Below are 26,364 nucleotides of genomic sequence, written 5' to 3' on the forward strand. Positions count from 1 at the left end.
GTTATTCTTCAAGATGAAATAAATTACTTTTGTTGTTTCTTAACCTAAATTAGGGCTAATAAATAACCAATTAACGCCCCACCCAAAACAATAAAGGCACTATTTAATTTTTTAAATACAAAAACTGTAGTTAAACTCATTACGGCAATTAAAATAGTCCGCCAATCGGTTACCGAATCTTTTATCATTTCGATACAAACAGCAAGTATTAATGCCACGGCAGCAACGTTTACAGCGTCTAAAAATGCTCTGATGATTTTTGATTGCCGCATTTTAGGAATCAAAGGGTTTAGAATTAGAACAAAAAGAAACGAAGGAAGAAAAATACCTGCTGTAGCAGCAATGGCTCCCCAAAGGCCGTTCATTTGCCAACCGATAAATGTTGCTGTAGATAAAACAGGACCAGGGGTAACCTGTCCGATCGCTACAGCATCAATTAAAGCTTGTCTGGTTAGCCAACCATTTGCAACCAGTTCGGTATCGAGAAAAGCAAATAAAACATAACCACTACCATACAGAATGGCACCTACCTTTAAAAAAGTAAGAAATATTTTTAGTGTACCGATTTTTATCGGATCGATAGTCTGAAACATTAAAAGCGGTATAAAACTATTTAAATTGGTACGTCCTTTTTTTATAAAATAGATGATTAAACCCAATAAACCACAACCAAAAAGCGCCGCTATTTCATTAATTCCGAGTAAACAAGCTGTTATGGTTATAATGCCTAAAATAGCAAGCTCTACATTTTTAATTGCCTTTTTTGCTAAACGATAAGCTGCCATTAAAATAATGGCTATTACCGCTGGTTTAATGCCATAAATAAAAGGTTCTACATTGGGTAGTTGACCATATTCCTGATATAGGTAAGCAAATACAGAAGTAATAACAACAGCTGGAAAAATAAAGCAAATACCAGCTACGAATAAGCCTTTCCAACCTGCACGTTCATGACCGCAATGCATGGTCATTTCAGTAGAATTAGGCCCCGGAATCAGGTTTGTAGCACCAACTAGATCGAGAAAGTGTTCTTGGCTCATCCATTGTCTTTTCTTAACAACTTCATCTTCCATCATGGCAATGTGGGATGCAGGCCCACCAAAAGCTATGGTACCTAACTTTAAGAATAGTTTGGCGATTTCTATCAGTTTTGTTTTTTGAGACATGTTAAACGAGGTTTGTGGTATTGCAAAAACTCACTTGTAGTAAGAGTTTTGAGGAACACATGAGTAATAAAACTATTTTGCTTTCTTTTTTTTCGGTTTACTAGCCTTAGCTAACGGATTAAAAGCAATACATAAATCCAGCCAATATGATAAATCATCATCAGTATCAAACCCGTCGGGAGTTACAAAAATATAGCCTTTCATAGGTCTGCCGGTAAAGTCCATAGGTAAACATTCCGGTTTATCGAGTTCAGCTTCATATACAGCTTCCCCAATACGCGCCATTAATAAATTATCACCATATTTTTTGTCCAAATGGATACCGCAAAGCATTTTGTTATCAACTTTAAAGCATAAACCGCCCATCATTTTAAGTTCTGTAAAAGCTGTTCGTTTTTCTTTAAGTTGTTGTCGTATTCTATCTGCTAAATATTCATCGTAAGCCATAGGAATTCATTTAAAATTACATCGTTGTATTGAACTTGGAGTAAATTTAATGCTTTTATAAATGTAACTAACAAAGAATTATCTATCAATTAATTTAGATAAATTCTTTGTTGGATAGCTTTTGTCGACTACATAAAAAAGAGAGACTATCTGAAATAGAGAGACAATGTTTGTGTAGAGTACATTGACAACCTGCCCGTCCACTGGCAGGGGAGTGTTAAGCTTAAACTAATTGGGGAACACTCAATTCGGCAATTTCAGAAAGTCTCATTATATTTTAAAAATGATAAGTTACAGCCCTATCATTTAAAGGTTGTTCATTACGATAATTGTTAATAGGCATGTTGTTTTTAAGTTTCAATACTTCTTGAACCGATAAAACGATAGGCTCTTTAAATACTATCCAATTCACATTTTCGGTACAAGGCGGTGTGGTTAGTGAACCACCATAAGAGTAATAGTGTTTATCTTCTAAGACTAAACTAGATAAATCAATTTTTTGATGAATGTCTTTTTCGGCACCTTCCTCAATAGGTAAAAAGCTTTCAAGAAATTCAAATAATTGACTTTCTTCGCCTTCTTCACCCAAAATCCCTAAAACAGTTATTTTTCCAGCTTTATTTACATGTACCAAATGCATTTCAATAGGGTAGATCACCCCGTTTATTTTGTGTTCGGATGGTTCATGAAAATGTATTTGCTTTAAATAGTATGTTTCGTCCTTATAAGTAATGGAATCGCCAGCTTCAAAATCAAACTGTATAGAATGGCCATTATTTTCAACTTTGCTTATAAGCGTGGTTGGTGTGTATTGTATTTTTAAATCTTCCTGAATTTTTACAGCTATTGCATTTTTATGAATAATATTGATTGGTGATTGACGTTTACCTCCGCAATCTGAGTTTTTTTCAATTTCTATCCAGTGCTCTGGTGATGTTTCTCCGGAATAACTCCAATGAAGTTTGTGGTCTTGATGTTTTTCGTGTATGTTCTTTTGTGAATCTGTGCAAGAAAGGGTAGCTATTAATACTATACTTAAAAGTAAAGTGATTTTCGCGTGCATGATATAGGTATTTGATCAATTATATAATACAAATCTAAATATGGAGGCTTTTCTAAAACCTTACTTTTGTCAGCTTTTGGAAATTATATTTTGAAAGTTATTAACTATTTCGTTTTCGGAACTAGAAGAAGAATTTAAAACTCACATCTCTCCCTATCTATTAAATATTTTTTGTAAGCCATTCCATTAGGTTTTAAATATGATTTCATAAATTGAACTTGGAGTAAATTTATTTACATTTATGAATTGAACAAACCAACCTATATGAACCAGTTAGAATATATTGTAAATGCCTTTTCAAATTTTGTATGGGGTTTGCCCTTGGTTATATTGCTAATAGGGGGCGGTTTATACCTTTTGGTTTTGTCGAGGTTTTTACCATTTAGGCTTATTGGTCATGCGATTGGAGTATTGCGGGGCAAGTACGACGATCCTAATGATCCGGGACAGATTAGTCACTTTAAAGCTTTAACAACAGCGCTTTCTTCAACAATAGGTATGGGAAATATAGCAGGTGTGGCGGTAGCCATTTCTGTTGGCGGTCCAGGCGCTATGTTTTGGATGTGGGTTAGTGCTATTGTAGGGATGTCTACCAAGTTTTTTACATCCACGCTAGCCATTATGTATCGCGGAAAAGATAGCAGTGGTGAGTTACAAGGAGGTCCTATGTATTTTATTATAGAAGGTTTGGGAAAACATTGGAAACCCTTGGCTGTTATGTTCAGTCTTTTTGGAATGGTTGGTGCTTTACCAGTTGTTAACGTGAATCAATTAACACAGGCAATAAACGATATTGTATTAATTCCGAATGGTGTTGAAGTAGGCTTAAAGTCTAATTTAGTAATCGCTTTTGTTTTGGTAGCTTTAACCTCAGTTATTATTCTTGGTGGATTAAAGCGTATTAGTAATGCAGCTTCTAAGATGGTACCTTCTATGGTGCTGTTATATTTTGTATTGGTTTTATTTATTCTAATAGCTAATTACGATGTGGTACCCAAATATTTTCTAATGATTTTTACAGATGCTTTTTCTGCCAATAACTTTAAGGAAAGTCCTTTTTTGGGAGGTGTGTTAGGAGGACTTATTTTGTTGGGAATCCGTCGAGGTGCATTTTCAAATGAAGCAGGTATTGGTACAGCGCCTATGGCACACGGTGCCGCAAAAACAGACGAACCTGTACGCGAAGGTTTAGTAGCCATGTTAGGGCCTGCAATAGATACTTTGGTAGTTTGTACGCTTACAGCTTTAGCTATTTTAGTAACAGGTGTATGGGAAACAACTTCAGATAATGGCGTGAGTTTAACAGCTTCTGCCTTTTCGCATGTTATGCCCGAGTATGGTAAATATTTACTAATGCTTTGTGTTTTAATATTTAGTGTATCCTCGTTATTTTCGTATGCATACTATGGTACAAAATGCATGTCGTTTATAGTTGGAGCAGAGAAGAAACACTACTATAATTACATTTATATTGTAAGTATTATATTGGCAGCTACAACCCCTTTTAGTGTTATGCTTAATTTAATTGACGGGACTTTTGCGCTTATGGCAATTCCAACTATGGTAGCCACGCTCATTTTGGCACCAAAAGTTATTAAAGAAATTAAACCCTATTTAGCTCGAATTAAAGAAGATTAACTTTTATTAAAAGATGATATCGATAAGGTTCAATTATCACATATCACCCTTGTTTTTAAACCATTTGTACCGATTTCATTGATTGGAATTCTTTAATTTTCGCTTTTAAAAATTAATAATACTTAATAAAAAAACAACATTTAAACTATGGCAGATCAAAACAAATCAAAGGCATATTGGAAAGAGAATATAAGGTATCTGTCCATACTTTTAATTATATGGTTTTTAGTGTCCTATGGTGCAGGAATTATATTTAAGGATGCTCTTAACGATATAAAAGTAGGTGGTTTTAAATTAGGTTTTTGGTTTGCCCAACAAGGTTCAATGTATGTATTTGTCATACTCATATTTGTATATGTTCGTCTTATGAATAAACTTGATAAAAAGTATGGTTATGACGAATAGTATCATGTTAGTTGAATCGTTAGGAGTCCAGAATTGGACTTATATTTTAGTAGGAGTTACATTTGCAGTATATATAGGTATTGCTATTTGGTCCAGAGCAAGTTCTACTAAAGAGTTTTATGTAGCCGGAGGGGGCGTTTCACCTTTAGCCAATGGTATGGCTACTGCTGCCGATTGGATGAGTGCTGCGTCCTTTATATCTATGGCCGGTATTATATCTTTTGCGGGTTATGATGGTGCGGTTTATTTAATGGGTTGGACAGGAGGTTATGTACTTTTAGCATTATTGTTAGCACCATATTTAAGAAAGTTCGGAAAGTTTACTGTGCCCGATTTTATTGGAGATCGTTATTATTCAAAAACAGCACGGTTAGTGGCTGTGTTTTGTGCTTTACTAGTGTCCTTTACTTATGTGGCCGGACAAATGCGGGGTGTAGGTATTGTGTTCTCTCGTTTTTTAGAGGTCGATATTAATACAGGGGTTATTATTGGCATGTTAATCGTATTATTTTATGCCGTTTTAGGTGGTATGAAAGGGATAACCTATACACAGGTGGCACAATATTGCATACTTATTTTTGCTTTTATGGTGCCCGCTATTTTTATTTCAATTCAAATGACGGGAAACCCAATCCCGCAATTGGGGTTTGGTGATCAATTAGCAGATGGTTCTGGAACTTATTTACTGGATAAATTAGATGGTTTAAGTACAGAACTCGGTTTTGCCGAATATACAGAAGGTTCTAAATCGTTAATTGATGTCTTTGCTATTACATTGGCATTAATGGTGGGTACCGCAGGTTTACCTCATGTTATTGTTCGTTTTTTCACAGTGAAACGTGTTAAAGATGCCCGGAAATCTGCTGGAATTGCTTTGTTGTTAATTGTTGTGTTATATACAACCGCACCAGCGGTAGCAGTTTTTGCCAGAACGAATATGATTGAAACCGTATCGAATAAACCTTATGCTTCGGTTCCGGAATGGTTTAAAAAATGGGAAACTACAGAATTGATAACCTTTACCGATAAGAATAACGATGGTATAATTCAATATGTAGCCGATACCTCTAAAAATGAGCTGGTAGTTGATAGGGATATTATGGTATTGGCAAATCCGGAAATAGCCAATTTGCCCAATTGGGTTGTTGCTTTGGTGGCTGCGGGTGGCTTGGCAGCAGCTTTGTCTACAGCAGCAGGCTTGTTATTGGTTATCTCTGCATCGGTTTCTCACGATTTAATCAAAAAGATTTTAAAACCTTCAATATCGGAAAAAGGAGAGTTGGTAGCGGCTCGTTTGTCTGCTGTTGGAGCAGTTTGTATTGCAGGCTATTTTGGAATTAATCCGCCAGGGTTTGTAGCAGCGGTTGTGGCTTTAGCCTTTGGGTTGGCAGCAGCATCTTTTTTTCCAGCAATTATTTTGGGGATCTTTTATAAACGGATGAACAAGGAAGGTGCCATAGCCGGTATGGTGGTTGGAATCACTGCCATGTTGCTGTATATGATTAAATATAAACTCGGTTGGTTAGATGAAACACTACCAGATAAAAGCGAATGGTGGTTTGGTATTTCTCCAGAAGGATTTGGTACTATTGCTATGATTTTAAACTTTGTAGTATCTATAGTTATTATGAAATTAACTCCAGAGCCTCCAAAAGACGTGCAGGATATTGTAGAAAATATTAGAATTCCTAGTGGGGCAGGAGGAGCTACGCATTGATGATAAAATGAGGTCTGAAAAATATCATTTTTCAGACCTCATTGTCATTATTATTTCTTTTTTAATAATATTTTTTCGTTGGTAAACTGATTGGCAGCATCAAGAAAATCAACCATTAAAGGCCAATTGGAATTAGGCTCATAATTGTTTTTATATTGTTTGGTAGTAGTTACAATAAGTGTATTTCCTTCTATTTTTGCATCACTAATAAAAGCCCCTGTTATATTGTCAACCGATTTTTTAAGTTTATCTAAACCACTTACAGTATAGTTTTCGGGAATATTAAAAACTATTTTATTATTGTAACTTCTTGGGTAATTCATATGTACGTTTTCTTTACGTGCGCGTTCTTTTTCGGTTAAATCGATTTGGGCTGTTATTAATTTTCCTATTTCAACAATGTAATTTGGCCCAGCTTTTTTAATGAATGCATTTTTAACTTTAAAAGATTCAGAATAAGTAAAGTAAGAATCAAAACTAAAGCGACCTGTTTCATTAATTTCAAAAGAATAGTCCTCAATACCTTCAACTTTAAATTCAGATTCAATACTTTTCTTTAACCGTTCCTTCTGTTTGTCTTTTAGTTTTATAATGAGTGCATCTATTTCCTTCTTATACTTTGCTTTGTCTTTTTTTCGTTTAACAAGTTCAATGAACGGTTGGGTTTCATACTTTTCATAATCTTCATTTACATAATCGGTAAAAAGTAATTTATTATACTGTTCATCTTTTTTTTGGTGTCCTTTAAAACTATTTACAAGGCTAATATTGATACTTGAAAAATCATCGTTTATTGTTAGTGTTGTATTTCTTTTGCTTTCATTTAGAGATGGTGTACTCACAGATAATTTGCCTTTTTTAATACCATCTATCTTATTTTTTGATTTGGTTAACAAGTAAACATCGGTGTTTTCAATCAATGGGGAAAATTCATTTACACAAGTATGTAGCCCAAAATATTCAACATAGACAGGTGTTTGGGTTTTCACTTTTAAAAGTACGTTTACGTTTTTTTCTATCAACAAATCATCAATACTACCATCATATCGTTTTTTTGCAACTACAATTTCAAAACCTATTTTTTCTTGTTTTAAAAACTCGGTAAAAAATTGGATGAATCGTTTTTGATCCTTTATAATCTTAGCATGATTACCGTAATATCCAAATGGATAATACAATATCCCCGCTTCCTTTATAGTATAGGCCTCAATATACCGAGTGAGATAAATGTGACGCATATAATAGAAGACGGCCGTTACTTTTTCACTATCATTTTTAAAGGTCTTATCTTTTAAGAAACCTTTAAGATCTCCGTTATCACCATCTGGCCTAAAACGTTTATCGTATAATTCTAAAACCTCTTCTTTTGTAACATTCTTTTTAATAATATTCTCTTTTTCGGGCAGGAAAGCAAGAGCTCTGTTTTCGAATTTTCCTGATCGGGCAAAATACACCTGAAATTTATAAGATGGTAGGTCTACTAATGGATAAAACCATCTGTTCGACATAAACTTATCAATGTTAGAAGATTCCAAACTATACCGTCTAAAATTTTTCTTTCCCGTTGGGATATTTTTTAATTCTGGAGCTCCGTTGTAGGAATTAAAGTTTATAAAGAAATCGTTTTCAGTTTCAAAAAAGAGCTTAAAATCTACAATAGGATAGTCTTCGGCTAAAGTAGTTTCAACAGGATCGAAACCAAAAGCATAGGTGGATTTAAAAGGATCTTCCTTGTAAATATAATAATCTATAATATCTCCAACTTCTAAGTTTGAAATTGCAATTTTTGTTTTTCCATCTTCTTGTACAGATTCTTTTTCAACATCTACTTCTATTTCTTCACCGTTAGGTTTAATGACTTTTATTCCAACAAATTTGTCTTTTCTTTTCTTAAGATTAAAAGCAACAGGAACAGGAAAGATCATAACTTTAGTAGGCGGTTTAACCAGGTCTGAAAAAGAAAACTCAGAAAACTCTTTTACAGCAGACTTATCTAGCAATTTTATACGCTTTCTTAAAGACGTTGTATATGTAACATTTTTAGCAAACTTATGGAAATCATAATTTTGGTTTTTATAAAGAATAACTGCCGATTCGCTTTTCCATTTATCTGGTATTTCGGTGGCGTTTTTATGGGTGTCGTTTTCTCCCCAAAAAAAGCTTTTAACTTCTAAATCTTTTTTTGTTTGCCCAATACTGGATAAGGTATAAGTAAGTAATAAGGTGAGTAGAATTCTTATTTTCATGTTTGGTTTATTGTTGGGTTAATACAATTTGTTCGTTGTAGATGTTTTTAAGTTTAGTAATAAAATGATTCCATTCGCTAAAATCTGAAACTTCAATTTTTGCGTTTTTCATTATAAATACCTTTTTGTAAATAATAGCATTGTTGTTTTTGGTAAAGTTTACACGCATACTATAATTTTTACTATCTATGCTTATGTTTTCTGGTATATGTGTAATTGTATAACCGGAGGGTATTGTTAAAGTTGTGGTTGTTTCCAAAAACCGTTTGAAGCTAAATGTAAAATCTGTGTTTCTTTTTTCTAATAAAAGCCCTTCCAATTCCTTATCAAAATCTATATCTACATAAACATCATTGTCGAATGATGATACGGCATTTTTTATGCTTATATCGTAGGTCATTTTAAGGCTTATTTCCCTGTTTAATAAATCTGTTGTCTCAATATTCGATACTGTTATATTAGTATCTCCATTGTTTAAATAATACCCAAGGAAAGCCTCTTTTTTGTCATTTTTTAAAGTGTCAAAATGATATAGCAAGCTAGCTCTGCTTTCACCATTAAATTCTTTTGAAGCAGTACCTTCAAGGATATCGCCATTTAATTTCAGATTATAATTAAATACCTCTTTATTAAAATTTGAAGTTATTTCGGGTACAGTTTCCAACAAGTATTCATCTCCATTTTCAATAAGAGCCTGTTTGCCTTGAATTCTATGCGCATATTCTCCAAATGAATTAAACTTTTCGGTGGCATCTAAAAAAATAGTTTTACCATTTTTTAGTAAGGAGCAAATCATATGATTATCTACAGAAAGGTTTGGTGTAGAATAATCATAAGCAATTCTTTTAGTACCGATCCAGGTTAATCGAGCATCGAAACCGGCTTCTAGTAGCATTTGTTTTGTAAGGTTTGCCATGCCTTTACAGTCGCCGTATCTTTTGTTGTAGACATTGGCTGCTTCATCGGGTTTAAAACCAGCTATACCATCTTCGAAAGCGATGTAACGAATGTTATCTTGTACCCAATAGTATATGTTCTTGATTTTTTCTTCATCACTTTTAGCATGTGTTGTAAGCGATGCTACTTTATCTTTTATGGGGGTGTTGTCGTTTGTTAGATCATTAACAAGTGATTTGTACCAATTATATAAATCTTGGGTAGAATTAAATATATTTTTGGTTTCATTGTTTAATGTATAGGATTTAGCTAGAATTAAAATATGAGGATATATATAACTAGGTCCAGGCGCACTGGCTTCTTTATAAACTGCAGGGATGTTTTCTAAAGTAAAGGTGTACGTTTTGGAATCACTTTTTGGGTTATTGGTTATATGCTTTTTTATGGAGAGTTCTTCAAAATTGATTTCTTTTAATTCCAGATTTAACCAATTAGGAATTTCAATTTTTATAACCTTTTTTAAAGTAGGATAATCATCATTAAAGAGAAGTTTAGTAAAATACTTAATATCATGGTATTTTTTTGAAATATGTGTATTGTATCTATAACCTAATAAAGGAAAACTAATATTTGCATATTTTACCCTGGTATCGTTATGAAACAAATCGTTACTGGTGTAAGCTTCATCCTTAATGCTGAAATAGGCGCTTTTGTTATTTTTGTATTTAATTTGAAATTTGTTTATACTGGATTCACCATCATAAAAGATATATTTTTGAATATCTGATCTGGAATCGATACTTATTAAAGATTCTGTTGATTCCTGTTTTACATTAACGTTTCCTGTTTTTTTATTAAAATTAAAGGTAACGTAATCTGTGCTTTCTTGTAAGACAACGGTATCGTCTGGATACTTTTCTTTTAACGATTTGGCTAACGTCTTGTCTTCTGGAGTGGGATCAACATTTTTTTGGGCAAAAACATTGTTAAAAAAAGCAGTGATTAAAATGAGGCAATAGATGTTTTTTAACATAGCAATATAATAGAAAATGCTAAGATATGATTTCAATTTAACGTAAGGAAATCATTCAGTTTTAATCGAATTTTTCTTCAAGAAAATAAGTTGTAATAGTTAAAAGGTTTTATCGGGTTAAAAAAATAGTTCGATTGAATATTAAATTTATTATTTTAGGCATCCTAATTAATTTTTTACATAGCAGTTAACAGTAAATATGAGCAATTATCACATTAAACATTTAGAAGAGTATTACCAAGTTTACAGAAAATCTGTAAGAGAGCCAGAGAATTTTTGGGAAGAAGTAGCTGAGGAGCATTTTATGTGGCAACGTAAATGGGATAATGTTTTAAGTTGGGATTTCACTAAGCCAGAAGTAAAATGGTTTGAAGGTGCGCAGCTTAATATTACTGAAAACTGTATTGATAGACATTTAGCAACCCGAGGGGATAAAACGGCTATTTTATTTGAGCCTAACGATCCTAAGGAAGCAGCAGAACATATTACTTATAAGCAATTATACGAACGCGTTAATCAATTTGCCAATGTGTTAAAGGAGCAGGGCATTAAAAAAGGAGATCGGGTTTGTATTTATTTGCCCATGATTCCAGAATTGGCTATTTCTGTTTTGGCTTGCGCCAGAATAGGCGCTATACATTCGGTGGTGTTTGCTGGTTTTTCTTCAACAGCTTTATCAACCAGAATAAATGATAGCGATTGTAAAATGGTTATTACCAGTGACGGATCTTATAGAGGCGCCAAGACAATCGATTTAAAGGGAATTGTAGATGAGGCCTTAAATGATTGCACTTGTGTAGAGACCGTTTTAGTAGCCAAGCGCATTAATTCGGATATTAACATGAAATCTGGCCGTGATAAATGGTTGCAACCACTTTTAGATCATGCATCATCAGATTGTGAGGCAGAGCTTATGGATGCGGAAGACCCATTATTTATATTGTATACATCAGGCTCTACAGGGCAGCCAAAGGGTATGGTGCATACCACAGCGGGATATATGGTTTATACGGCTTATACATTTAAAAATGCATTTCAGTATAAAGAAAACGATGTGTACTGGTGTACTGCAGATATTGGATGGATTACCGGGCATAGTTATATCGTTTATGGTCCGTTAGCAAATGGAGCTACTACCGTGATGTTCGAAGGGGTGCCAAGTTATCCTGATTTTGGACGTTTTTGGGAGATTGTAGAAAAGCATAAAGTAAACCAGTTTTATACTGCACCAACAGCAATTCGTGCGTTAGCCAAGCAAGGTTTGGAACTAGTTGAGAAATACGATTTGTCAACACTTAAAGTTTTAGGATCTGTAGGAGAGCCGATAAATGAGGAAGCATGGCACTGGTACAACGACAATGTAGGTAAAAAGAAAAGCCCTATAGTTGATACTTGGTGGCAAACCGAAACGGGAGGTGTTATGATTACGCCTATTCCATTTGTAACACCAACAAAACCAACTTATGCCACATTGCCGTTTATAGGAATTCAACCAGCCTTAATGGATGAAAATGGAAAAGAATTAAAGGGCAATCAAGTAGATGGGCGTTTATGCGTAAAGTTTCCATGGCCAAGTATGGCTCGTACTATTTGGGGAAATCATCAACGTTATAAAGACACTTATTTCTCGGCTTACGAGAATATGTATTTTACCGGAGATGGTGCGCTACGAGATGAAGTAGGATATTATAGAATTACCGGACGAGTTGACGATGTTATTATTGTATCTGGTCATAACCTAGGAACGGCGCCTATTGAAGATGCGATTAACGAGCATCCGGCAGTTGCAGAATCTGCTATTGTTGGTTTTCCACATGATGTAAAAGGGAATGCATTATATGGTTATGTTATTTTAAAGGATGTTGGAGAAACGAGGGATCATGCTAATTTACGTAACGAGATAAATCAAATTATTACCGAACACATTGGACCTATTGCTAAGCTAGACAAGATTCAGTTTACTCAAGGTTTACCAAAAACGCGTTCCGGTAAAATTATGAGACGTATTTTAAGAAAAATTGCTCAAGGAGATACCTCTAATTTAGGCGATACCAGTACACTTTTAAACCCAGAAGTGGTTCAGGATATTATGGATAACGTACTATAATTGGGACTTTTATGAAATAAAAAAATAAACATTAGTTGCTTATTACAAAACATATGGTGCTCATTTTGAGGCTTATGTTTTATAGTTTTGAAAAAAAAGCAACATGTTTAAAAAGTCCCCTTTAATCAATTCAATATTCTTTTTGTTTATATCAATTACTGCACTTATAACCAGTTGTGGTAGTGATGATGGTGATATTGAAACGAAAGATAGTATAGATCCAACAATAGCTTGTGTTTCGGATGTTAATATAACTGTTGATGCTGTATCAAATGGTACGGAGGTAACATATAATGAACCTGTTGGCTCTGATAACCTCCCAGGCGCTGTAACCACACAAACAGAAGGTTTGGCATCTGGCGAGATATTCCCTGTTGGTACTACTACGAATACATTTCAAGTAAAAGATGCAGCTGGTAATACAGCATCCTGTAGCTTTGTTGTTACGGTTACAAGGAGTACACCTTCGTTAGATGCCCCTTACTTTATTGGAACTGACCCAAAACCTTCGGGCAAAACATGGCATAAAGTTGAAAACTTATCAGATGAGTTTGATGATGATAGTTTTGATGAAAGCAAATGGCTAAATACAGACCCTAGAAGATGGATAGGTAGAGCTCCTGGAATATTTAAGGAAAACACAGTAACAGAAACTGGAGGTAATCTTAAGCTAACAGCATATAAATTGGATACACCAGAAGTGGTAAATGGTAATACATTTACGCATGCCGGCTCGTATATTGGCTCTAAGGAAGCTGCGCAAGTTGGTTATTATTTTGAATGTAGAATGAAGGCCAATAAAACGTTTATGTCTTCTACTTTTTGGTTAATTAACCATAGGGGAGATGGAACTGGCTGCGACAGAAGAGTAACTGAATTGGATATTCAGGAATGTGTTGGACAAATTACAACAACTGCCGGTTGGGCGCAGCAATTTGATGAAACCATACACTCTAACACGCACAGTAGGCAAGCAGATTGTGCTTCTACACCAACAGGTTCTGCTGGTGGTAATGCTGAAATAGGAGAAAAGGCATGGGCTGGTTATCATGTTTATGCTGCCTGGTGGAAAAGTGCCACTGAAGTAGAGTTTTATCTGGATGGAAAGAAGGTATACACAGTTACGCCTAAAGCTAATTTTGATTTACCAATGTATTTAAGAATGGTTGTTGAAACTTATGACTGGAACCCTGTGCCTGCCGATGGAGGTATGACAGGAACTGAGGAAGAAAGAACGACCTCTTACGATTGGGTAAGGACTTGGGAGTTAAAATAGCATTGGTAAAAGTTTTATAGAATGGAGGTTAATACAGAAAGCTTCTATCAAGCTTTCAATAAATAATCCCATTCTAAGCTTTTTCGTTTATCTAATCGAGACAAAATTTTTAGAAATATAATGGCGGTTATTAAAGCATCTCCATTGGCTGTATGTCTATCTACTTTCGGAACGTTAAGTTCTTTACACAGATCATCTAAGGTATAATGCTCTTTTAAGCTCTCACGATAAATAATATGTTTAGATTTATTGAATAAATAACCGGTGTCTACAAATTCATTTTTTAGTTTACCAAGCCCATGTCTTAGTAGCATCTCATTTACCATGGTTTTATCAAAATAGGCATGGTGCGCTATTAAAACAGCGTCTTTTATGTAGGCTAAAAAGAGTTTAATAGCTTCGAGTTCGGTTACTTTTTCTAAAGAACCTTTTTTCATTATTCCGTGAATTTTAACCGATTCCGGGTTAAAAACCTCTTGCTCTAAATAAAGTTCCAGGCTTTCTTTAACTTGAATGGATTTACCAACAAAACTAACGGCGCCTATGGATAGGATTCTGTCATTTTTTTTATCAAAACCAGTCGTTTCGGTATCGAAAGCAACAAAGCGTGTTGTATCAACTTTATCTTTTTTTGGAGCTTTAAAACTATCGAGGTAGTCGATCCAAAAATCGGGATACTCTTTTTTGTTTTTACGAAACCAATTAAAAATCATGTTTTAGATAAAGTTTTTTAAATCAAATCTGATTTTCAAAATGTCTTGAATTTCTTGAATAGGTTTAAAGCAGCGTCTTAGTTTTAGTTTTTCTTCTTTGGTTAATGTTTCCAAATCGATAAACTTACCGGAATTATTACGCAACAATCCTTGCTTGGTTTTAAACTTGGATAACGCTTTAAAGGCATAAGAGCATGATTCGTGTAACTCTTTGTTATTAGGCTCTAGTTCGGCTAACTTTTCAAAACGCTCAGACGTATTATTAACCCCTCTTATCTGTTTGCTTAAAATGAGTACTCTAGCAGCATCAATAAGTGGCATTAAAGCCCTGTTTTTAATATTAAAGAGTTCCTTTTGTTCACCATTTTTCTCTACCAGAAATTGTTTAAAGAAACCAAGTGGTGAAGGGCTTTTAGTAGCATCGCGAGCTAAAAATTTATAAAAAATATCCGTTTCTGCTAAAGTAGTATAAATAGTATCTGTAAGGTCGTCTACCAGTTCTTTGTTTCCATAAACACGGTTATAATCAAAAAATATAGAAGACAATAAAACGGCCTTTTCATCGGGTTTTAATATCCAACTCTTAAATTGATTTTTCCATTCTGTTAAGGACTTGCACCACTCTGGATTGCTCGCCATCATATCGGCCTCGCAATATTCAAATCCAATTTTATTTAAAGAGGCGGTAACGAGTTTGGCAAGCTCTAAAAAATAAGTTTGTGTTTCTTCATACTTATTTTCTGGAACATCTTCAAATACCAAAGCATTATCCTGATCGGTAAAAAGCAATTGCTCGTTACGCCCTTGACTGCCCAATGCTAACCAGGAAAAAGCTACTGGCGGCGCTGTAGGCATTTTTTTAAGAGCCAATTCTATCGCTCTAATAGTAACTGCATCGTTAATTTCGGAAATTACATTTATTATATGCGAAATAGGTATGTTTTGCTCAAGATAACTTCTTAATAAGGTATTGCCTTTTAACCTTGCTTCACGTAGTTTTTTGGTTCGTTTGGTTCGCTTTATCTCCTTAAGTATTACTGTAGGGTTGTTACCTAAATTAACCAAAACATCGTGATGCGTTAAAACACCAACAAGTTTGGAGTTAACCGTACCATCTTTAGTAATACACAAATGCCCAATACTATGCTTGATCATTTGTAATTGGCCATGCGCTATTGTCAAACCTTTTTTACCTGTCATTACGGGCGAACTCATAATATTGGTTACAGGAGTTTCAATAGGGAACAACCCCGTAGCTATTTTATTCTTAATATCACTATTGGTAATAATACCTACGGGCTTTTTTTCATTATCAACCACCACGATACAACCAATTTTATGGTCGCTCATTTTTTTAGCAGCTGCTTGTAAGGTGGACGTTGTTGTACAGGTAATGGGCGATTTGGTATAATTAGCTGTTTGAAAATTTACTATGTCCTGAGAGGTACTTGGTAAATAATCGACAAAAATTTTACCGGCTTCTTCCTCGGTATAAGGATCGAAAGCATTGGATGCAAATGCTGTTATTAAATATTTCTGAACCTTATTGTTCTTATCTGTTAAGGATTGAAAAACCTCAATAGGTATGCCATACACGATAGACTCTTCGTTGGCAGTAGCCGTAAGTTTGTAAGGTTCTTTATTAATAAGTGGGCGCAATCCAAATAGATCGCCTGTATCATGTATATTCGTAATTTCCTTAACGTCCTCGTTACTGTAATACAGGTTTATAGCACCATCTCGTACAACATAAAAACTGTCGTGGCACACATCGTCTTTCTTAAATATGGTATCGCCCTTTTCTAAATAAGTTATGGTGACTTCTATGGCAATTTTCAACAAGGTTTTATTGGTAAGCTTATTAAAAGGGGGATAGTCCTTTAAAAAATCACTAACACGTTCTGCAATAGAGTTCTTCATAAAATAACCTTGTTATTGAGATCGTATTTTTGTTAAATCATTTTAAAGTCTAGCAATAACTCACTTTCAATAGATGCTTGTAAATGATCGCCTTTAAAAGTTTGACCAGCACCTACAGCTGGGGTTCCTGTAAAGATTAAATCTCCAGGAACTAAAGTCATGAAGCTAGAAACGAAGCTAATAATCTCACTAAAATTATAAATCATAAAATCGGTATTGCCAACTTGTTTTTGCTCACCATTAATCACTAAATCAAAATTAATGTTATTAAGCTCCGGAAAGTTGGAAATAGGTTTGAAGTTTGAAATCGGTGATGCACCATCAAAACCTTTAGCCAATGCCCATGGTCCTTTACCGGCTCTACTCGCAGTAAGTACATCTTTGGCAGTATAGTCTATTCCTACGGCAATTTCTGAGATATACGAAGGTGCATCTGCAATAGAAATATTTTTACCAGTTTTTCCAATTTTTACAACTAACTCAACCTCATAAACTAATTCGTTTGTAATCGATGGGAATACCACATCTTTATTATCTGTTACTAAAGAGCTTTCCGGTTTTGTAAAAATTAATTGAGAACCATTTTTAATGCCTTCAATTTCAGATTTATCACTTACGTAGTTTTTGCCTATGCCTATAATTTTCATCCTTTTTGCTATTGTTTTTAGGGTTTATTAAAGGCAATAAAAGTAATAAATTAGGCTTAATTATTCGGTTATATTATTGTTTAAAAAAGAGAGAGCTTATATCTTTTACTGCTAGGGTTATTTCTTTGTTCCTAATAAGTAAAGTATCACTGCTGGACCAGATTTTACTTTGTTAATTTCCCAATCATAACGTTCTGTACCATTTAAACTTTCAACAAGTTCATTCATTTCTTTTACGGAGTATGTTCTGAGTGATGAAACAACCCCATCCCACAAAACAAAGAGAGGAACGATTGGGATTAAATAGGTGAAAATAATTCGGCCTATTTTAAAAGGTCTGATAAAAGGTGTTGTTAAAAGCACACTTAAAGGTGAAAAGCACATCGCTAAAAGACTGGGAACACTTCTTTCCTGTGCTTCAATAACTGCAATTGAATTGTTGGAATTCATAGCGTTTTGCAAAATCTGTCTGGCATCTTTTGGTTTAAAATGGTGCAGTGACAAAAATAGTGTTCTCAATCCTTTTAACTCTACAGGAATATCTCTGGCATCAACAGGTGCTTCTACATACTTAAAATTAGTGGCTAGTTTTTTTGTGAATTGAAATGCTGGAATATTTGGATAAAAATCGGTAAGCGTTATTTCCAGATTGGGAACATCTTTTTTTAATTCTGAGTTTAACCAAATTAATCCACCACCGCCACCAGAACCAAGATCAATTATCTGATTTGTTTTACTTTTTTCAAGTCCTTTTTTGATAATTGGAATAATAGCTTTGTACATTTTAGTCTTGTTAGACAGGAATTGTAAAAAATCGGTACCGTAATTTCTTATAAACTTAGGAAACCATTTTTGGTCTTCAAATTCAAATAAATGTATGCGTCCCATTATTTCTTTTTATAAAGTTTTATTAAACAAAGTTATTACTCAACACGATTTATTTTGCCTTTGCAAAAGCCATTTTTACAGCCAATCCAGTTAATACAGAAGCCATAAACCATTTCTGTATCCTTAACCAAATAGGCTTTTTAGAGAACCAGCTAGCCATTTTCGAAGCAGATAGTACAATTAAAAAATTAATAATAAAGCTTATTATTATTTGAACGATTCCAAGTTGTAAACTTTGACCGAAAACTGAACCGTATTCAGGTTTTATAAATTGTGGAAAAAATGACAGGTAAAAAATCGCCATTTTTGGATTTAGAACATTGGTAAGAAGCCCTATGTTGAAAAGTTTAAGCGGTTTACTTGATTTTAGGTTTTGATCGGCATCGAAAATTTTATTATTTGATTTTACCGTATTGTAAGCCAAATATAATAAGTAACCCACGCCAAGAAATTTAACGACTATAAATGCATAGGGTACAGCAAAAAATATGGCAGTTAAGCCGAAGGAAACCATAAGAATATGGAATAAAAAACCACACATAACACCAAACAGTGATATGATTCCAGCTTTCTTTCCTTGGGATAAGGACCTGGAAATTAGATAAATCATATTTGGACCAGGAGAGAGTACCATTATAAATGCGGCTAAAGCAAATAGGAATAATTCATTTAAAGGGATCATAAGTATTTATTTTGGGTTTATAAATCTTGGCCATATTAATAATCTCATTATAACAGGCTTACTTACTATCGTAATTAAGGTTAAATATAGCTATTTCTATACATGAAAATATCGAAATACTATAAAAAATAGTTATAGATGTATATTATACAGAGAGGCATAAAAAGTCTCAAATACTTTTATTTTGATCACTTCGACTACGCTTAATAGCATCAAAAAAATCGAAAACCTCATAAACCTGATAAATAAGCATTTGGTTTATGAGAGCTTCCCTATCTGTAGGCATTTACGGTGTACCCACATCTTTTTAATCAAGCCACGAATGACACAGATTTATACGAATAAAACCTCAATATGATGTATAGCTCTCTATACTATTCATAATCACGAATCAGACTTTCAGTCTGTTTTTACTATCCAGACCCGATTTAATTATATTATATTTTTGTACTCTAATTTATTAATAAGTAAACTCGAATTACTTATTTGTAAATAATTTATATTTAGAACCATTTGTGATAATTCGTGAAATTAGTGTCTATTTTTGTAAAATTATTATTTAACGTAATCTTGGATAAGAGAATTTATGTCGTTGTGTGTCCCAGACTTGTTTCAGAATTATTTTTTTATTGTCACAGTGCTCTCCTCTTTAAATTAAAGCCGAGAAATGAATTTCGATTTTGATAAAAATAGGAAGAAAGAGGCGTTTTATTAAAAATAACAAACAAATATAACCCTCCGAATCCCGATTACATCGGGATCCACCTCCCTTTTTAAAAGGGAGGAACATCTTGAATTCTTAAGCAAGATTCACGTTATTTAATATGCAGCCATATTTGTGGGTACACCGTAGCTGTAGACATGTAGATTCATTTCATTCAAACCTATGGGTGATATTATTAAAGCTTTAAAACTACTTAATATCAAACTTAATTTGATCAAATTTTGTTAGCCCCGGAGCGTTACTTATATCTTTTTGTAGACAGTATAAGCCTATCCGAGCTCCAATCCAAGCACCAGAGCGCACTTCAAATTCAGGGCCTAGCTTTGTGAAATCCTTTCCATTGGTGCTAAACGAGAACTGTCCAAGAATTATACCATTAGCATAATGATCTACATCTAATAATTCGTAATCTTGAAGTGTCTTTTTTAGAATCTCCATTTCCTCTTTTGTAGGTCTGGTTCTATATTTTAATGGTGTAGGAAGTTCTCCATTAGTGTTTAATCGTAACCAGAACTCTGTACCAGTAGTCATTTCAGAGCTCAAAGTTCGGGTTCCAAAGCGTACCGATACTTTTGTTGTATCTTGTTTTTTTTCTACGCCAATGTCAAAAGATTTTCTGCCTAATGCCGCTAACCCAGCTCGTATTCCATCATAATCCGAGGTTTTCATTTTTACTGTTGCAGAAAAACTAAAGGCAGGAAACATTTGGGTTAATACATGTGGGATGTGTTCTAAGCTCTTATCATTAGTAAAAAGAGCAGGTAAAGTTAGCTTTCCATTTTTTATGCTATACCAATGCTCTTTTGGGTTTGCAAGCCATTGCCATTGTAGACCAAGTGTTTCGCCGTTAAAATCATCAGAGGTTTGTAATTTATATGGCACAACAGGAAGTGGGTTTTGATAGGTTTTTACAGGAGTTCCGATACCATTATTATTTTTATCGACACCTATTACAGGCCAATCGTTTTCTGTCCAATGCGCAGGTTCTAATCTAACAATACGCCCTAAAGTACCAACAGACTGAAAATGAATAAACCACCATTCTCCAGTATGGGATTTTACTAAACCTCCTTGATGGGGACCATTTATTCCCGTATCTCCAGTTTCGCATATGGTACGTATTTCATATGGTCCTTTAGGGGTTTTTGAACGCAAAGCGGTTTGCCAACCAAATTCCACGCCACCCGCAGGACACAAAATATAAAACCACTCGCCCCGTTTTATGAATTTAGTACCCTCAATAACACTATGGTATTTATCTGCAGGAAACTTTTCAGAATCTTTAGCATCGAATACTGTAACCGGATCCCCAATAAGACCCGTACCTTCCCAATTCATTTCCCATACATCTATGCGCCCATTAATACCACTGCGAGATGCCGCATGTGCATGCGCAAGATAGGCTTTGCCTGTGTTTTCATCCCAAATAGGAGAAGGATCTATCCAGCCGGAAACTCTTTTAACTAAAACAGGTTTGCTCCATTTTCCAGCAGGATTTTTTGTTTTTATTTGATAAATCCCTGCATCTGGGTCGCCCCAAAAAATCCAGAAATAACCATCGTGATAACGAATAGAAGGCGCAAATACTCCTTTACCAAGCCGTGGCACATTATAGTCTAATTGATCTTGACTTCTATTTTTATAGCTAAAAAAAGCATCTGGTATTTGCTGAATACCATGGCCAATTAATTTCCAATTCACCAAATCTTTAGAATGCAGGATTGGTAACCCCGGGACCATATTGAAACTAGAAGCAGTCATATAATAATCTTTACCAACTCTTATAACATCAGGATCGGAAAAATCTGCAGTGATTATTGGGTTTTTGTATGTTGAATACGAGGTTTCTGTATGTTCTGCTTTTGTCGCTTTTTTACAGGCAGATACAAATAAGAGGATCATTATTAATACAATAAACTGGGGCTTTAATAATCGATTATATGTCATTGGTAGCAGTTTGTTTTAAGAAGTTTTAAACTAAATAAAGCTGTTCGTCTCACTGGTAATATTATCACTTATTTAGAGCAATCCCCCATAAGGTTATTCAAAATATTAGTACCCAAATAAAGAAAATGGAGCAGGGGAGCAGGTGAATTGTTTACAAAAGAAGTGATAAGATGGCTTTTTGCTCTCGAAATTTAGGTTTGAGTAGCATTAATATGAATCGTAATAAAGATTAGTTAATTTAGCAGACAATCTTAATAGACTAAAATTATTTTGATGCAACACCTTAAAGCCACTCCTAAAACGAAAACAAAAAGTAAAGTTACCATAACACAAGCCTTTAAAACCATTATATGGCCACGCCGTAATTTGGTTTTTATTGGTTTAATTTTAATAATAATTAAAAGTTTGGCAGGTTTAATTTTGCCCTGGCAGAGTAAAGTATTGCTAGACGAGGTAGTGCCTAGTAAGGATATGGACATGCTATACAACTTAATAGCCATCGTTTTAGGTGCTATTTTTTTACAATCGGTTACATCGTTTTTACTCACACGTATATTGAGTGTACAGGCGCAATACTTAATTAGTGAACTACGGGCGCAGGTACAGAAAAAAGTACTTTCGTTACCTATTAGTTTTTTCGACAATACCAAGTCTGGTGCTTTGGTATCGCGTATTATGAGCGATGTAGAAGGGGTTAGAAACCTTATAGGTACTGGGTTGGTGCAACTGGTTGGTGGAACTTTTACGGCTATTATATCGTTAATTATTTTAATAAAACTAAACCCATGGATGACACTATTTGTGTTTGTACCACTTTCTATATTCGGTTATGTAGCACTTAGGGCTTTTAAATATATTCGTCCGGTTTTTAGAAAACGAGGTAAGATTAATGAGGAGGTTAAAGGACGTTTAACCGAAACGTTAGCAGGGGTTCGTGTTATTAAAGCTTTTAATGCCGAAGAACAGGAAAACAAAATTTTTGAAAAAGGTATTGAAAGACTGTTTCAAAATGTAAAAAAGAGTTTAACGGCTACAGCCTTAATGACGAGTTCTTCTACTTTCTTAATAGGTGTAGCAACTACGGGTATCATGGCAATTGGTGGTTATTATATGATACAAAGTGAAATGACTACGGGAGAATTTTTATTCTTCACACTCATTTTAGGGTTTATGATTGCGCCAATAATACAAATGAGCAATATTGGAAGCCAGTTAACTGAAGCTTTAGCTGGTTTAGATAGAACGGAAGAGCTCATGAATATGACTGCTGAAGAGGATAACGAAAATAGAACCGTACAACTGGAACGTATAGAAGGCGAGATCGTTTTTGATAATGTGTCGTTTGCTTATGAAGAAGGCAAAGAGGTATTATACGATATTAATTTTAGAGCACCAGCTGGTTCTACCACGGCTTTAGTAGGTAGTTCCGGGTCGGGTAAGTCTACTATAGCTGGGTTGTCTGCTACATTTTTAAGTCCGAAATCGGGTAAGGTAACTATTGACAATCAAGATTTATCGAAAGTGAAATTAAATACTTACCGTCAATATTTGGGAGTAGTATTGCAAGATGAGTTTTTGTTTGAAGGAACTATTAAGGAGAATATTATGTTTCCTAGACCTGATGCCACAGAAGGCGAATTGCAAAATGCTGTTAAAGCGGCTTATGTAAATGAGTTTACAGATCGTTTTGAAGATGGTTTAAATACTTTAATTGGAGAAAGAGGGGTGAAGCTGTCTGGAGGTCAGCGACAACGATTAGCCATTGCTAGAGCTATTTTAGCAGATCCGAAAATTATTATTTTAGATGAAGCTACCTCAAGTTTAGATACCGAGAGTGAAGCTTTAATACAAAAAAGTTTAACTGAGTTAATTAAAGATAGAACCACCATTGTTATTGCACACCGATTAAGTACTATTAGAAAAGCAGACCAAATTTTGGTTATTGAAGCGGGACGTATTGTAGAACGAGGGACACACGATGAGCTGATTGCTTTAAATGGTAGGTATTATGATTTATATACGTATCAAGCTAAGATTTAAAAAGGAATAATATGGGTATGAAAAGTTTAAGTTTTGTGCGTCATTTTTATAACTTATTATTTGTTATCAAGCGATTCGTTTAATGCGCTCAAAAAAGAATTTTCTTTAATATCTACAACTTCCTCGTCGTTTAGGATACTTATGTTTTTTCCAGAAAAATACAACACCTGAAAATCCTCTGGGAATGCTAAAAATTTAAATAAATCTGGTCTATGCAGGGCAAACTCATAAATTGATATAGGTGCAAAATTATCAGGGTCATTCCAGCTCGCTTTATCGTCATAGTCAAAAAACCACCATCCAGAACTCCTATTTTCAGGTTCATATCTAATCATTAAGACATTAGGAATGGTTTTATAGTTTTCGCATACTACTATAGATTGCATGATTGAAGGAAAAAGTAAGTCTGCAGGAGGATCTATGCTTTCTACAATATCTTTTTGTAATCGCATATTTAAAAGTGTGAAATCTAATGTATTAACGTATTCTATAGGAAATGATTTAAAATCAGGTTCTATTAGTTCAAGAACGTTACCTGTTTCTTTAAATTCAAGAACAACACTTCCTATTTGTATACTTTCACCATTATTGTATTTTACACCGTTACTTACTTGTATTTCTAACGTAGAAATAAAAAAATCGATATCAACATCTGGGATGCTTTTATCGCTTATTGTAAATTGAATTTCCGGATGATTAAATTCTTTACATTTTTTGGTTGTAAAGACTTTTCCTTTTTCTTGTTTTTTTGAAAATAGATTAAAAGCCATAAGTCTTAAATTATATTTTATTTATAGAGGTTATCGTAATCTTAGCACTTCTGGTAGCTTCAATAGGCTTTGATTCTTTAGCAGAGCGACTATATGCTATAAACTAAAAGCATGAGTCATGTTAATTTAGTTTATAATTGGTTTTAATGGTTGCCAACTGAAAAATAGATTGAGCCCTTCAACTCCGTTTTATGCTTAGCGCAGTTAAAGTGCTCAACCTAATAAAACCAAATGCAATGATTTTTTAGATAATCTTTAAGTATTATTTAATTTTTTGAAACAGTTCTTGAACTTCGTTAAGTTTTTGTTCTAAAAGGGCTAAATCCTTTTTAGAACCCTCTTCTGAGGTGTCCATATCTTCTTTTTGTGCATCTGCTTTGGCTTCATCCATACCGGTCATGATAACACCAATAAACAGATTAAGCATGATCATAGTGCCTATTAACACAAATGTTACAAAAAACACAGCACTACCCATTGGGTTAGCGGTAGAGTTTGTACATAAAGCTTCATTACCATCGTATCCATAGTTTTCACAACCATACATATTAATGTACATCACATCTGTCCAATCCTCTAGAGTTACTACCCTAAAAAGGGATAGCATAGACATTTGTAAGTTTTCAAAATGTATAGGGTCGTTAGCTCCAAAAAAGAATACCCCTGCTACTGCATAAATGTAAAAGAGCAATAAGAGTAAAATGGAAACATAACCTAATGATGGAATACTTTTTAACAGTGCACCAACTAGCATTTGCAATTTTGGCAGGGCTTTTATTAATTTTAAAACCCTTAGCAAACGGAGTAGTCGTAATACAGCTACCGAACTACCTGCAAAAGGTAAAAATGCTGCTGCAACGATAACAAAATCAAAAATATTCCAAGCATCTGTAAAGTATAACCACGGTTTATTACCTTCTGCAATCATTTTTACAATAATCTCTGCAATAAAAATGTAAAGAACAATTTTGTTTAAAAGTTCTAGAGTGGAGGCATGTTTCTCGGAAAAATCTGGATAGGTAGCCATTCCTACCAGTATACCGGCAATTAAAATAGCTACGGTAACAAAATTTCCAAACCATTTGGATACCGCTATTTTTTTACAAAATTCAACCATGTCTTTTGTTTTAAACCAACCTTACTTCTTTTTTGTCTGAAGGATCTATTACAGCACTTTTTACATCTGCTTCAGCATCAATAAAGTATTCAGACTTTTCATTGTTGGCAAACTTAGATAAGCTACCAACAGCACCTAATGCACCACCTTTTTCTTTTAGGTCGTCGGCTGTAGAATTAGCCAGTTGATAAGGTAAGCTAAATTGAATATCTTTAGTTTCGCCTGGCTTAATTGTAAAATTCGCAGGTATCGTAACTTCTCCTAAATCAAGTTCTTTTGTGGTTTTGTTTTCGCCCCTTCCCGTAGTAAACTCTTCAATAAGTTTTACCGTTATGTTAATAACTTCTTGTTCACTTTTAGTAGTTAAAGTAACTGTACCGTCTACCGAATTGTCGCCTTTTGAAAGTTGACCTGGAACTTGTAGTTTAACTTTTACTCCACCAATTCCTAATTTGTTTTTAATAGTTTGTAAAATTCCCATAATTCTAATTTATTTGTTGATTAATATTTTAAGTTGATTGTTATTTGTGCCCCGGTTTATATGTCTTTTATTGGACCTGAGTTAGTGGTGTTATAGAACTAATTCGATCGATTTGTTTTTTGTCTTTTTACTCTTTTTATGCGATATAACCATGTTTAGTTGTAATGAAGACCCAGAAAAACTTGTTAAGTAGTAAAAGGTTTCGTGGGTTTCATTTTTAACCTCGTTTTCAAATGGTTTATAAAAATTTAGTTTTCGAATGTTTTCAACACTTTTAGTAATTGCTGAAATGAAGGAGTTTCCTAGAGTGGGTTTTGTTATAATATTTCTTAAAAGAAATATTATAAATCCAGTCACAATAAATCCAATAATGGCGTAGGTCATTTTGTCTTTAGTTTCAAATTTGGGTTAGTTAATGTATTTAGATAAAGAGTGTTATT

Annotated in this window: 20 protein-coding genes; 6 read left to right on the top strand and 14 right to left on the bottom strand. The window is 34.1% G+C overall.

The window, feature by feature from the left end:
- Positions 1–44: 44 nt before the first annotated feature.
- From chrA to C1H87_RS21165, 3 genes are all read right to left on the bottom strand, one after another.
- Positions 45–1,166 carry a chromate efflux transporter gene (gene chrA, locus C1H87_RS21155; RefSeq protein ID WP_102757728.1) on the bottom strand — a complete coding sequence of 374 codons (1,122 nt, stop codon included), beginning with the start codon at positions 1,164–1,166 and terminating at the stop codon, positions 45–47.
- A 72-nt stretch (positions 1,167–1,238) separates the two neighbouring features.
- Positions 1,239–1,613, bottom strand: a complete 375-nt coding sequence (locus C1H87_RS21160) for a TfoX/Sxy family protein (protein ID WP_102757729.1) — start codon at positions 1,611–1,613, stop codon at positions 1,239–1,241.
- A 277-nt stretch (positions 1,614–1,890) separates the two neighbouring features.
- The gene (locus tag C1H87_RS21165; protein ID WP_102757730.1) at positions 1,891–2,676 is read right to left on the bottom strand and encodes a carbonic anhydrase; all 786 of its coding nucleotides are present in this window, start codon (positions 2,674–2,676) and stop codon (positions 1,891–1,893) included.
- Between the two features lie 264 nt (positions 2,677–2,940).
- On the opposite strand from C1H87_RS21165, the gene C1H87_RS21170 reads away from it, so the two are divergent.
- The 3 genes from C1H87_RS21170 (at position 2,941) to C1H87_RS21180 (ending at position 6,436) form a co-directional block, all read left to right on the top strand.
- A complete protein-coding gene (locus C1H87_RS21170) occupies positions 2,941–4,314 on the top strand; it encodes an alanine/glycine:cation symporter family protein (protein WP_102757731.1) in 1,374 nt (457 codons plus the stop codon).
- 147 nt (positions 4,315–4,461) lie between these two features.
- Positions 4,462–4,719 (top strand): DUF4212 domain-containing protein, encoded by a 258-nt coding sequence (locus tag C1H87_RS21175; protein ID WP_102757732.1) that lies wholly within the window; start codon positions 4,462–4,464, stop codon positions 4,717–4,719.
- Complete coding sequence (locus tag C1H87_RS21180) at positions 4,709–6,436, top strand: sodium:solute symporter family protein (protein ID WP_233783235.1); 1,728 nt, start codon at positions 4,709–4,711, stop codon at positions 6,434–6,436. Before C1H87_RS21175 ends, C1H87_RS21180 begins: the two co-directional genes overlap by 11 nt.
- Before the next feature lie 50 nt (positions 6,437–6,486).
- Here the strand turns inward: C1H87_RS21180 and C1H87_RS21185 are convergent, their stop codons facing one another.
- Complete coding sequence (locus C1H87_RS21185) at positions 6,487–8,682, bottom strand: DUF3857 domain-containing protein (protein WP_102757733.1); 2,196 nt, start codon at positions 8,680–8,682, stop codon at positions 6,487–6,489.
- A 7-nt stretch (positions 8,683–8,689) separates the two neighbouring features.
- Positions 8,690–10,612, bottom strand: coding sequence for a transglutaminase-like domain-containing protein (locus C1H87_RS21190; protein ID WP_102757734.1), 1,923 nt, complete (start codon positions 10,610–10,612; stop codon positions 8,690–8,692).
- Positions 10,613–10,811: 199 nt separating this feature from the next.
- On the opposite strand from C1H87_RS21190, the gene acs reads away from it, so the two are divergent.
- Entirely contained in the window at positions 10,812–12,719 is a 1,908-nt protein-coding gene (acs, locus tag C1H87_RS21195; protein ID WP_102757735.1) for an acetate--CoA ligase, read from the top strand.
- Positions 12,720–12,822: 103 nt separating this feature from the next.
- Entirely contained in the window at positions 12,823–13,995 is a 1,173-nt protein-coding gene (locus C1H87_RS21200; protein ID WP_102757736.1) for an HYR domain-containing protein, read from the top strand.
- Positions 13,996–14,042: 47 nt separating this feature from the next.
- On the opposite strand, the gene C1H87_RS21205 is transcribed toward C1H87_RS21200, so the two are convergent.
- From C1H87_RS21205 to C1H87_RS21230, 6 genes are all read right to left on the bottom strand, one after another.
- Entirely contained in the window at positions 14,043–14,708 is a 666-nt protein-coding gene (locus C1H87_RS21205; protein WP_102757737.1) for a 3'-5' exonuclease, read from the bottom strand.
- Between the two features lie 3 nt (positions 14,709–14,711).
- Positions 14,712–16,628 (bottom strand): DUF294 nucleotidyltransferase-like domain-containing protein, encoded by a 1,917-nt coding sequence (locus C1H87_RS21210; RefSeq protein WP_102757738.1) that lies wholly within the window; start codon positions 16,626–16,628, stop codon positions 14,712–14,714.
- A gap of 32 nt (positions 16,629–16,660) precedes the next feature.
- Positions 16,661–17,275 (bottom strand): fumarylacetoacetate hydrolase family protein, encoded by a 615-nt coding sequence (locus tag C1H87_RS21215; RefSeq protein ID WP_102757739.1) that lies wholly within the window; start codon positions 17,273–17,275, stop codon positions 16,661–16,663.
- Between the two features lie 117 nt (positions 17,276–17,392).
- On the bottom strand, positions 17,393–18,163 hold the full coding sequence (locus C1H87_RS21220; protein ID WP_102757740.1) for a hypothetical protein: 771 nt from the start codon (positions 18,161–18,163) through the stop codon (positions 17,393–17,395).
- A 49-nt stretch (positions 18,164–18,212) separates the two neighbouring features.
- Positions 18,213–18,845 (bottom strand): LysE family translocator, encoded by a 633-nt coding sequence (locus tag C1H87_RS21225; protein ID WP_102757741.1) that lies wholly within the window; start codon positions 18,843–18,845, stop codon positions 18,213–18,215.
- A gap of 913 nt (positions 18,846–19,758) precedes the next feature.
- Positions 19,759–21,471, bottom strand: coding sequence for a glycoside hydrolase family 43 protein (locus C1H87_RS21230; RefSeq protein ID WP_158655314.1), 1,713 nt, complete (start codon positions 21,469–21,471; stop codon positions 19,759–19,761).
- A 318-nt stretch (positions 21,472–21,789) separates the two neighbouring features.
- On the opposite strand from C1H87_RS21230, the gene C1H87_RS21235 reads away from it, so the two are divergent.
- Positions 21,790–23,556, top strand: coding sequence for an ABC transporter ATP-binding protein (locus tag C1H87_RS21235; RefSeq protein WP_102757743.1), 1,767 nt, complete (start codon positions 21,790–21,792; stop codon positions 23,554–23,556).
- 56 nt (positions 23,557–23,612) lie between these two features.
- On the opposite strand, the gene C1H87_RS21240 is transcribed toward C1H87_RS21235, so the two are convergent.
- The 3 genes from C1H87_RS21240 to C1H87_RS21250 form a co-directional block, all read right to left on the bottom strand.
- Complete coding sequence (locus C1H87_RS21240; RefSeq protein ID WP_102757744.1) at positions 23,613–24,326, bottom strand: immunity protein Imm33 domain-containing protein; 714 nt, start codon at positions 24,324–24,326, stop codon at positions 23,613–23,615.
- Between the two features lie 262 nt (positions 24,327–24,588).
- Complete coding sequence (locus C1H87_RS21245) at positions 24,589–25,443, bottom strand: ion transporter (protein WP_102757745.1); 855 nt, start codon at positions 25,441–25,443, stop codon at positions 24,589–24,591.
- Positions 25,444–25,453: 10 nt separating this feature from the next.
- Positions 25,454–25,924, bottom strand: coding sequence for a sporulation protein (locus tag C1H87_RS21250; RefSeq protein WP_102757746.1), 471 nt, complete (start codon positions 25,922–25,924; stop codon positions 25,454–25,456).
- Positions 25,925–26,364: the final 440 nt, after the last annotated feature.

This window comes from Flavivirga eckloniae (genome assembly GCF_002886045.1).
GTDB classification, from domain to species: domain Bacteria; phylum Bacteroidota; class Bacteroidia; order Flavobacteriales; family Flavobacteriaceae; genus Flavivirga; species Flavivirga eckloniae.

Excerpts from the sequence above, each read along its gene's own strand:
- C1H87_RS21230 (WP_158655314.1), bottom strand. The coding sequence starts at position 21,471 with ATGATCCTCTTATTTGTATCTGCCTGTAAAAAAGCGACAAAAGCAGAA.
- C1H87_RS21175 (WP_102757732.1), top strand. The coding sequence starts at position 4,462 with ATGGCAGATCAAAACAAATCAAAGGCATATTGGAAAGAGAATATAAGG.
- C1H87_RS21160 (WP_102757729.1), bottom strand. The coding sequence starts at position 1,613 with ATGGCTTACGATGAATATTTAGCAGATAGAATACGACAACAACTTAAA.
- C1H87_RS21185 (WP_102757733.1), bottom strand. The coding sequence starts at position 8,682 with ATGAAAATAAGAATTCTACTCACCTTATTACTTACTTATACCTTATCC.
- C1H87_RS21245 (WP_102757745.1), bottom strand. The coding sequence starts at position 25,443 with ATGGTTGAATTTTGTAAAAAAATAGCGGTATCCAAATGGTTTGGAAAT.
- C1H87_RS21205 (WP_102757737.1), bottom strand. The coding sequence starts at position 14,708 with ATGATTTTTAATTGGTTTCGTAAAAACAAAAAAGAGTATCCCGATTTT.
- C1H87_RS21235 (WP_102757743.1), top strand. The coding sequence starts at position 21,790 with ATGCAACACCTTAAAGCCACTCCTAAAACGAAAACAAAAAGTAAAGTT.
- C1H87_RS21215 (WP_102757739.1), bottom strand. The coding sequence starts at position 17,275 with ATGAAAATTATAGGCATAGGCAAAAACTACGTAAGTGATAAATCTGAA.
- C1H87_RS21210 (WP_102757738.1), bottom strand. The coding sequence starts at position 16,628 with ATGAAGAACTCTATTGCAGAACGTGTTAGTGATTTTTTAAAGGACTAT.
- C1H87_RS21240 (WP_102757744.1), bottom strand. The coding sequence starts at position 24,326 with ATGGCTTTTAATCTATTTTCAAAAAAACAAGAAAAAGGAAAAGTCTTT.
- C1H87_RS21180 (WP_233783235.1), top strand. The coding sequence starts at position 4,709 with ATGACGAATAGTATCATGTTAGTTGAATCGTTAGGAGTCCAGAATTGG.
- C1H87_RS21165 (WP_102757730.1), bottom strand. The coding sequence starts at position 2,676 with ATGCACGCGAAAATCACTTTACTTTTAAGTATAGTATTAATAGCTACC.
- C1H87_RS21250 (WP_102757746.1), bottom strand. The coding sequence starts at position 25,924 with ATGGGAATTTTACAAACTATTAAAAACAAATTAGGAATTGGTGGAGTA.
- C1H87_RS21190 (WP_102757734.1), bottom strand. The coding sequence starts at position 10,612 with ATGTTAAAAAACATCTATTGCCTCATTTTAATCACTGCTTTTTTTAAC.
- C1H87_RS21220 (WP_102757740.1), bottom strand. The coding sequence starts at position 18,163 with ATGGGACGCATACATTTATTTGAATTTGAAGACCAAAAATGGTTTCCT.
- C1H87_RS21170 (WP_102757731.1), top strand. The coding sequence starts at position 2,941 with ATGAACCAGTTAGAATATATTGTAAATGCCTTTTCAAATTTTGTATGG.
- chrA (WP_102757728.1), bottom strand. The coding sequence starts at position 1,166 with ATGTCTCAAAAAACAAAACTGATAGAAATCGCCAAACTATTCTTAAAG.
- acs (WP_102757735.1), top strand. The coding sequence starts at position 10,812 with ATGAGCAATTATCACATTAAACATTTAGAAGAGTATTACCAAGTTTAC.
- C1H87_RS21225 (WP_102757741.1), bottom strand. The coding sequence starts at position 18,845 with ATGATCCCTTTAAATGAATTATTCCTATTTGCTTTAGCCGCATTTATA.
- C1H87_RS21200 (WP_102757736.1), top strand. The coding sequence starts at position 12,823 with ATGTTTAAAAAGTCCCCTTTAATCAATTCAATATTCTTTTTGTTTATA.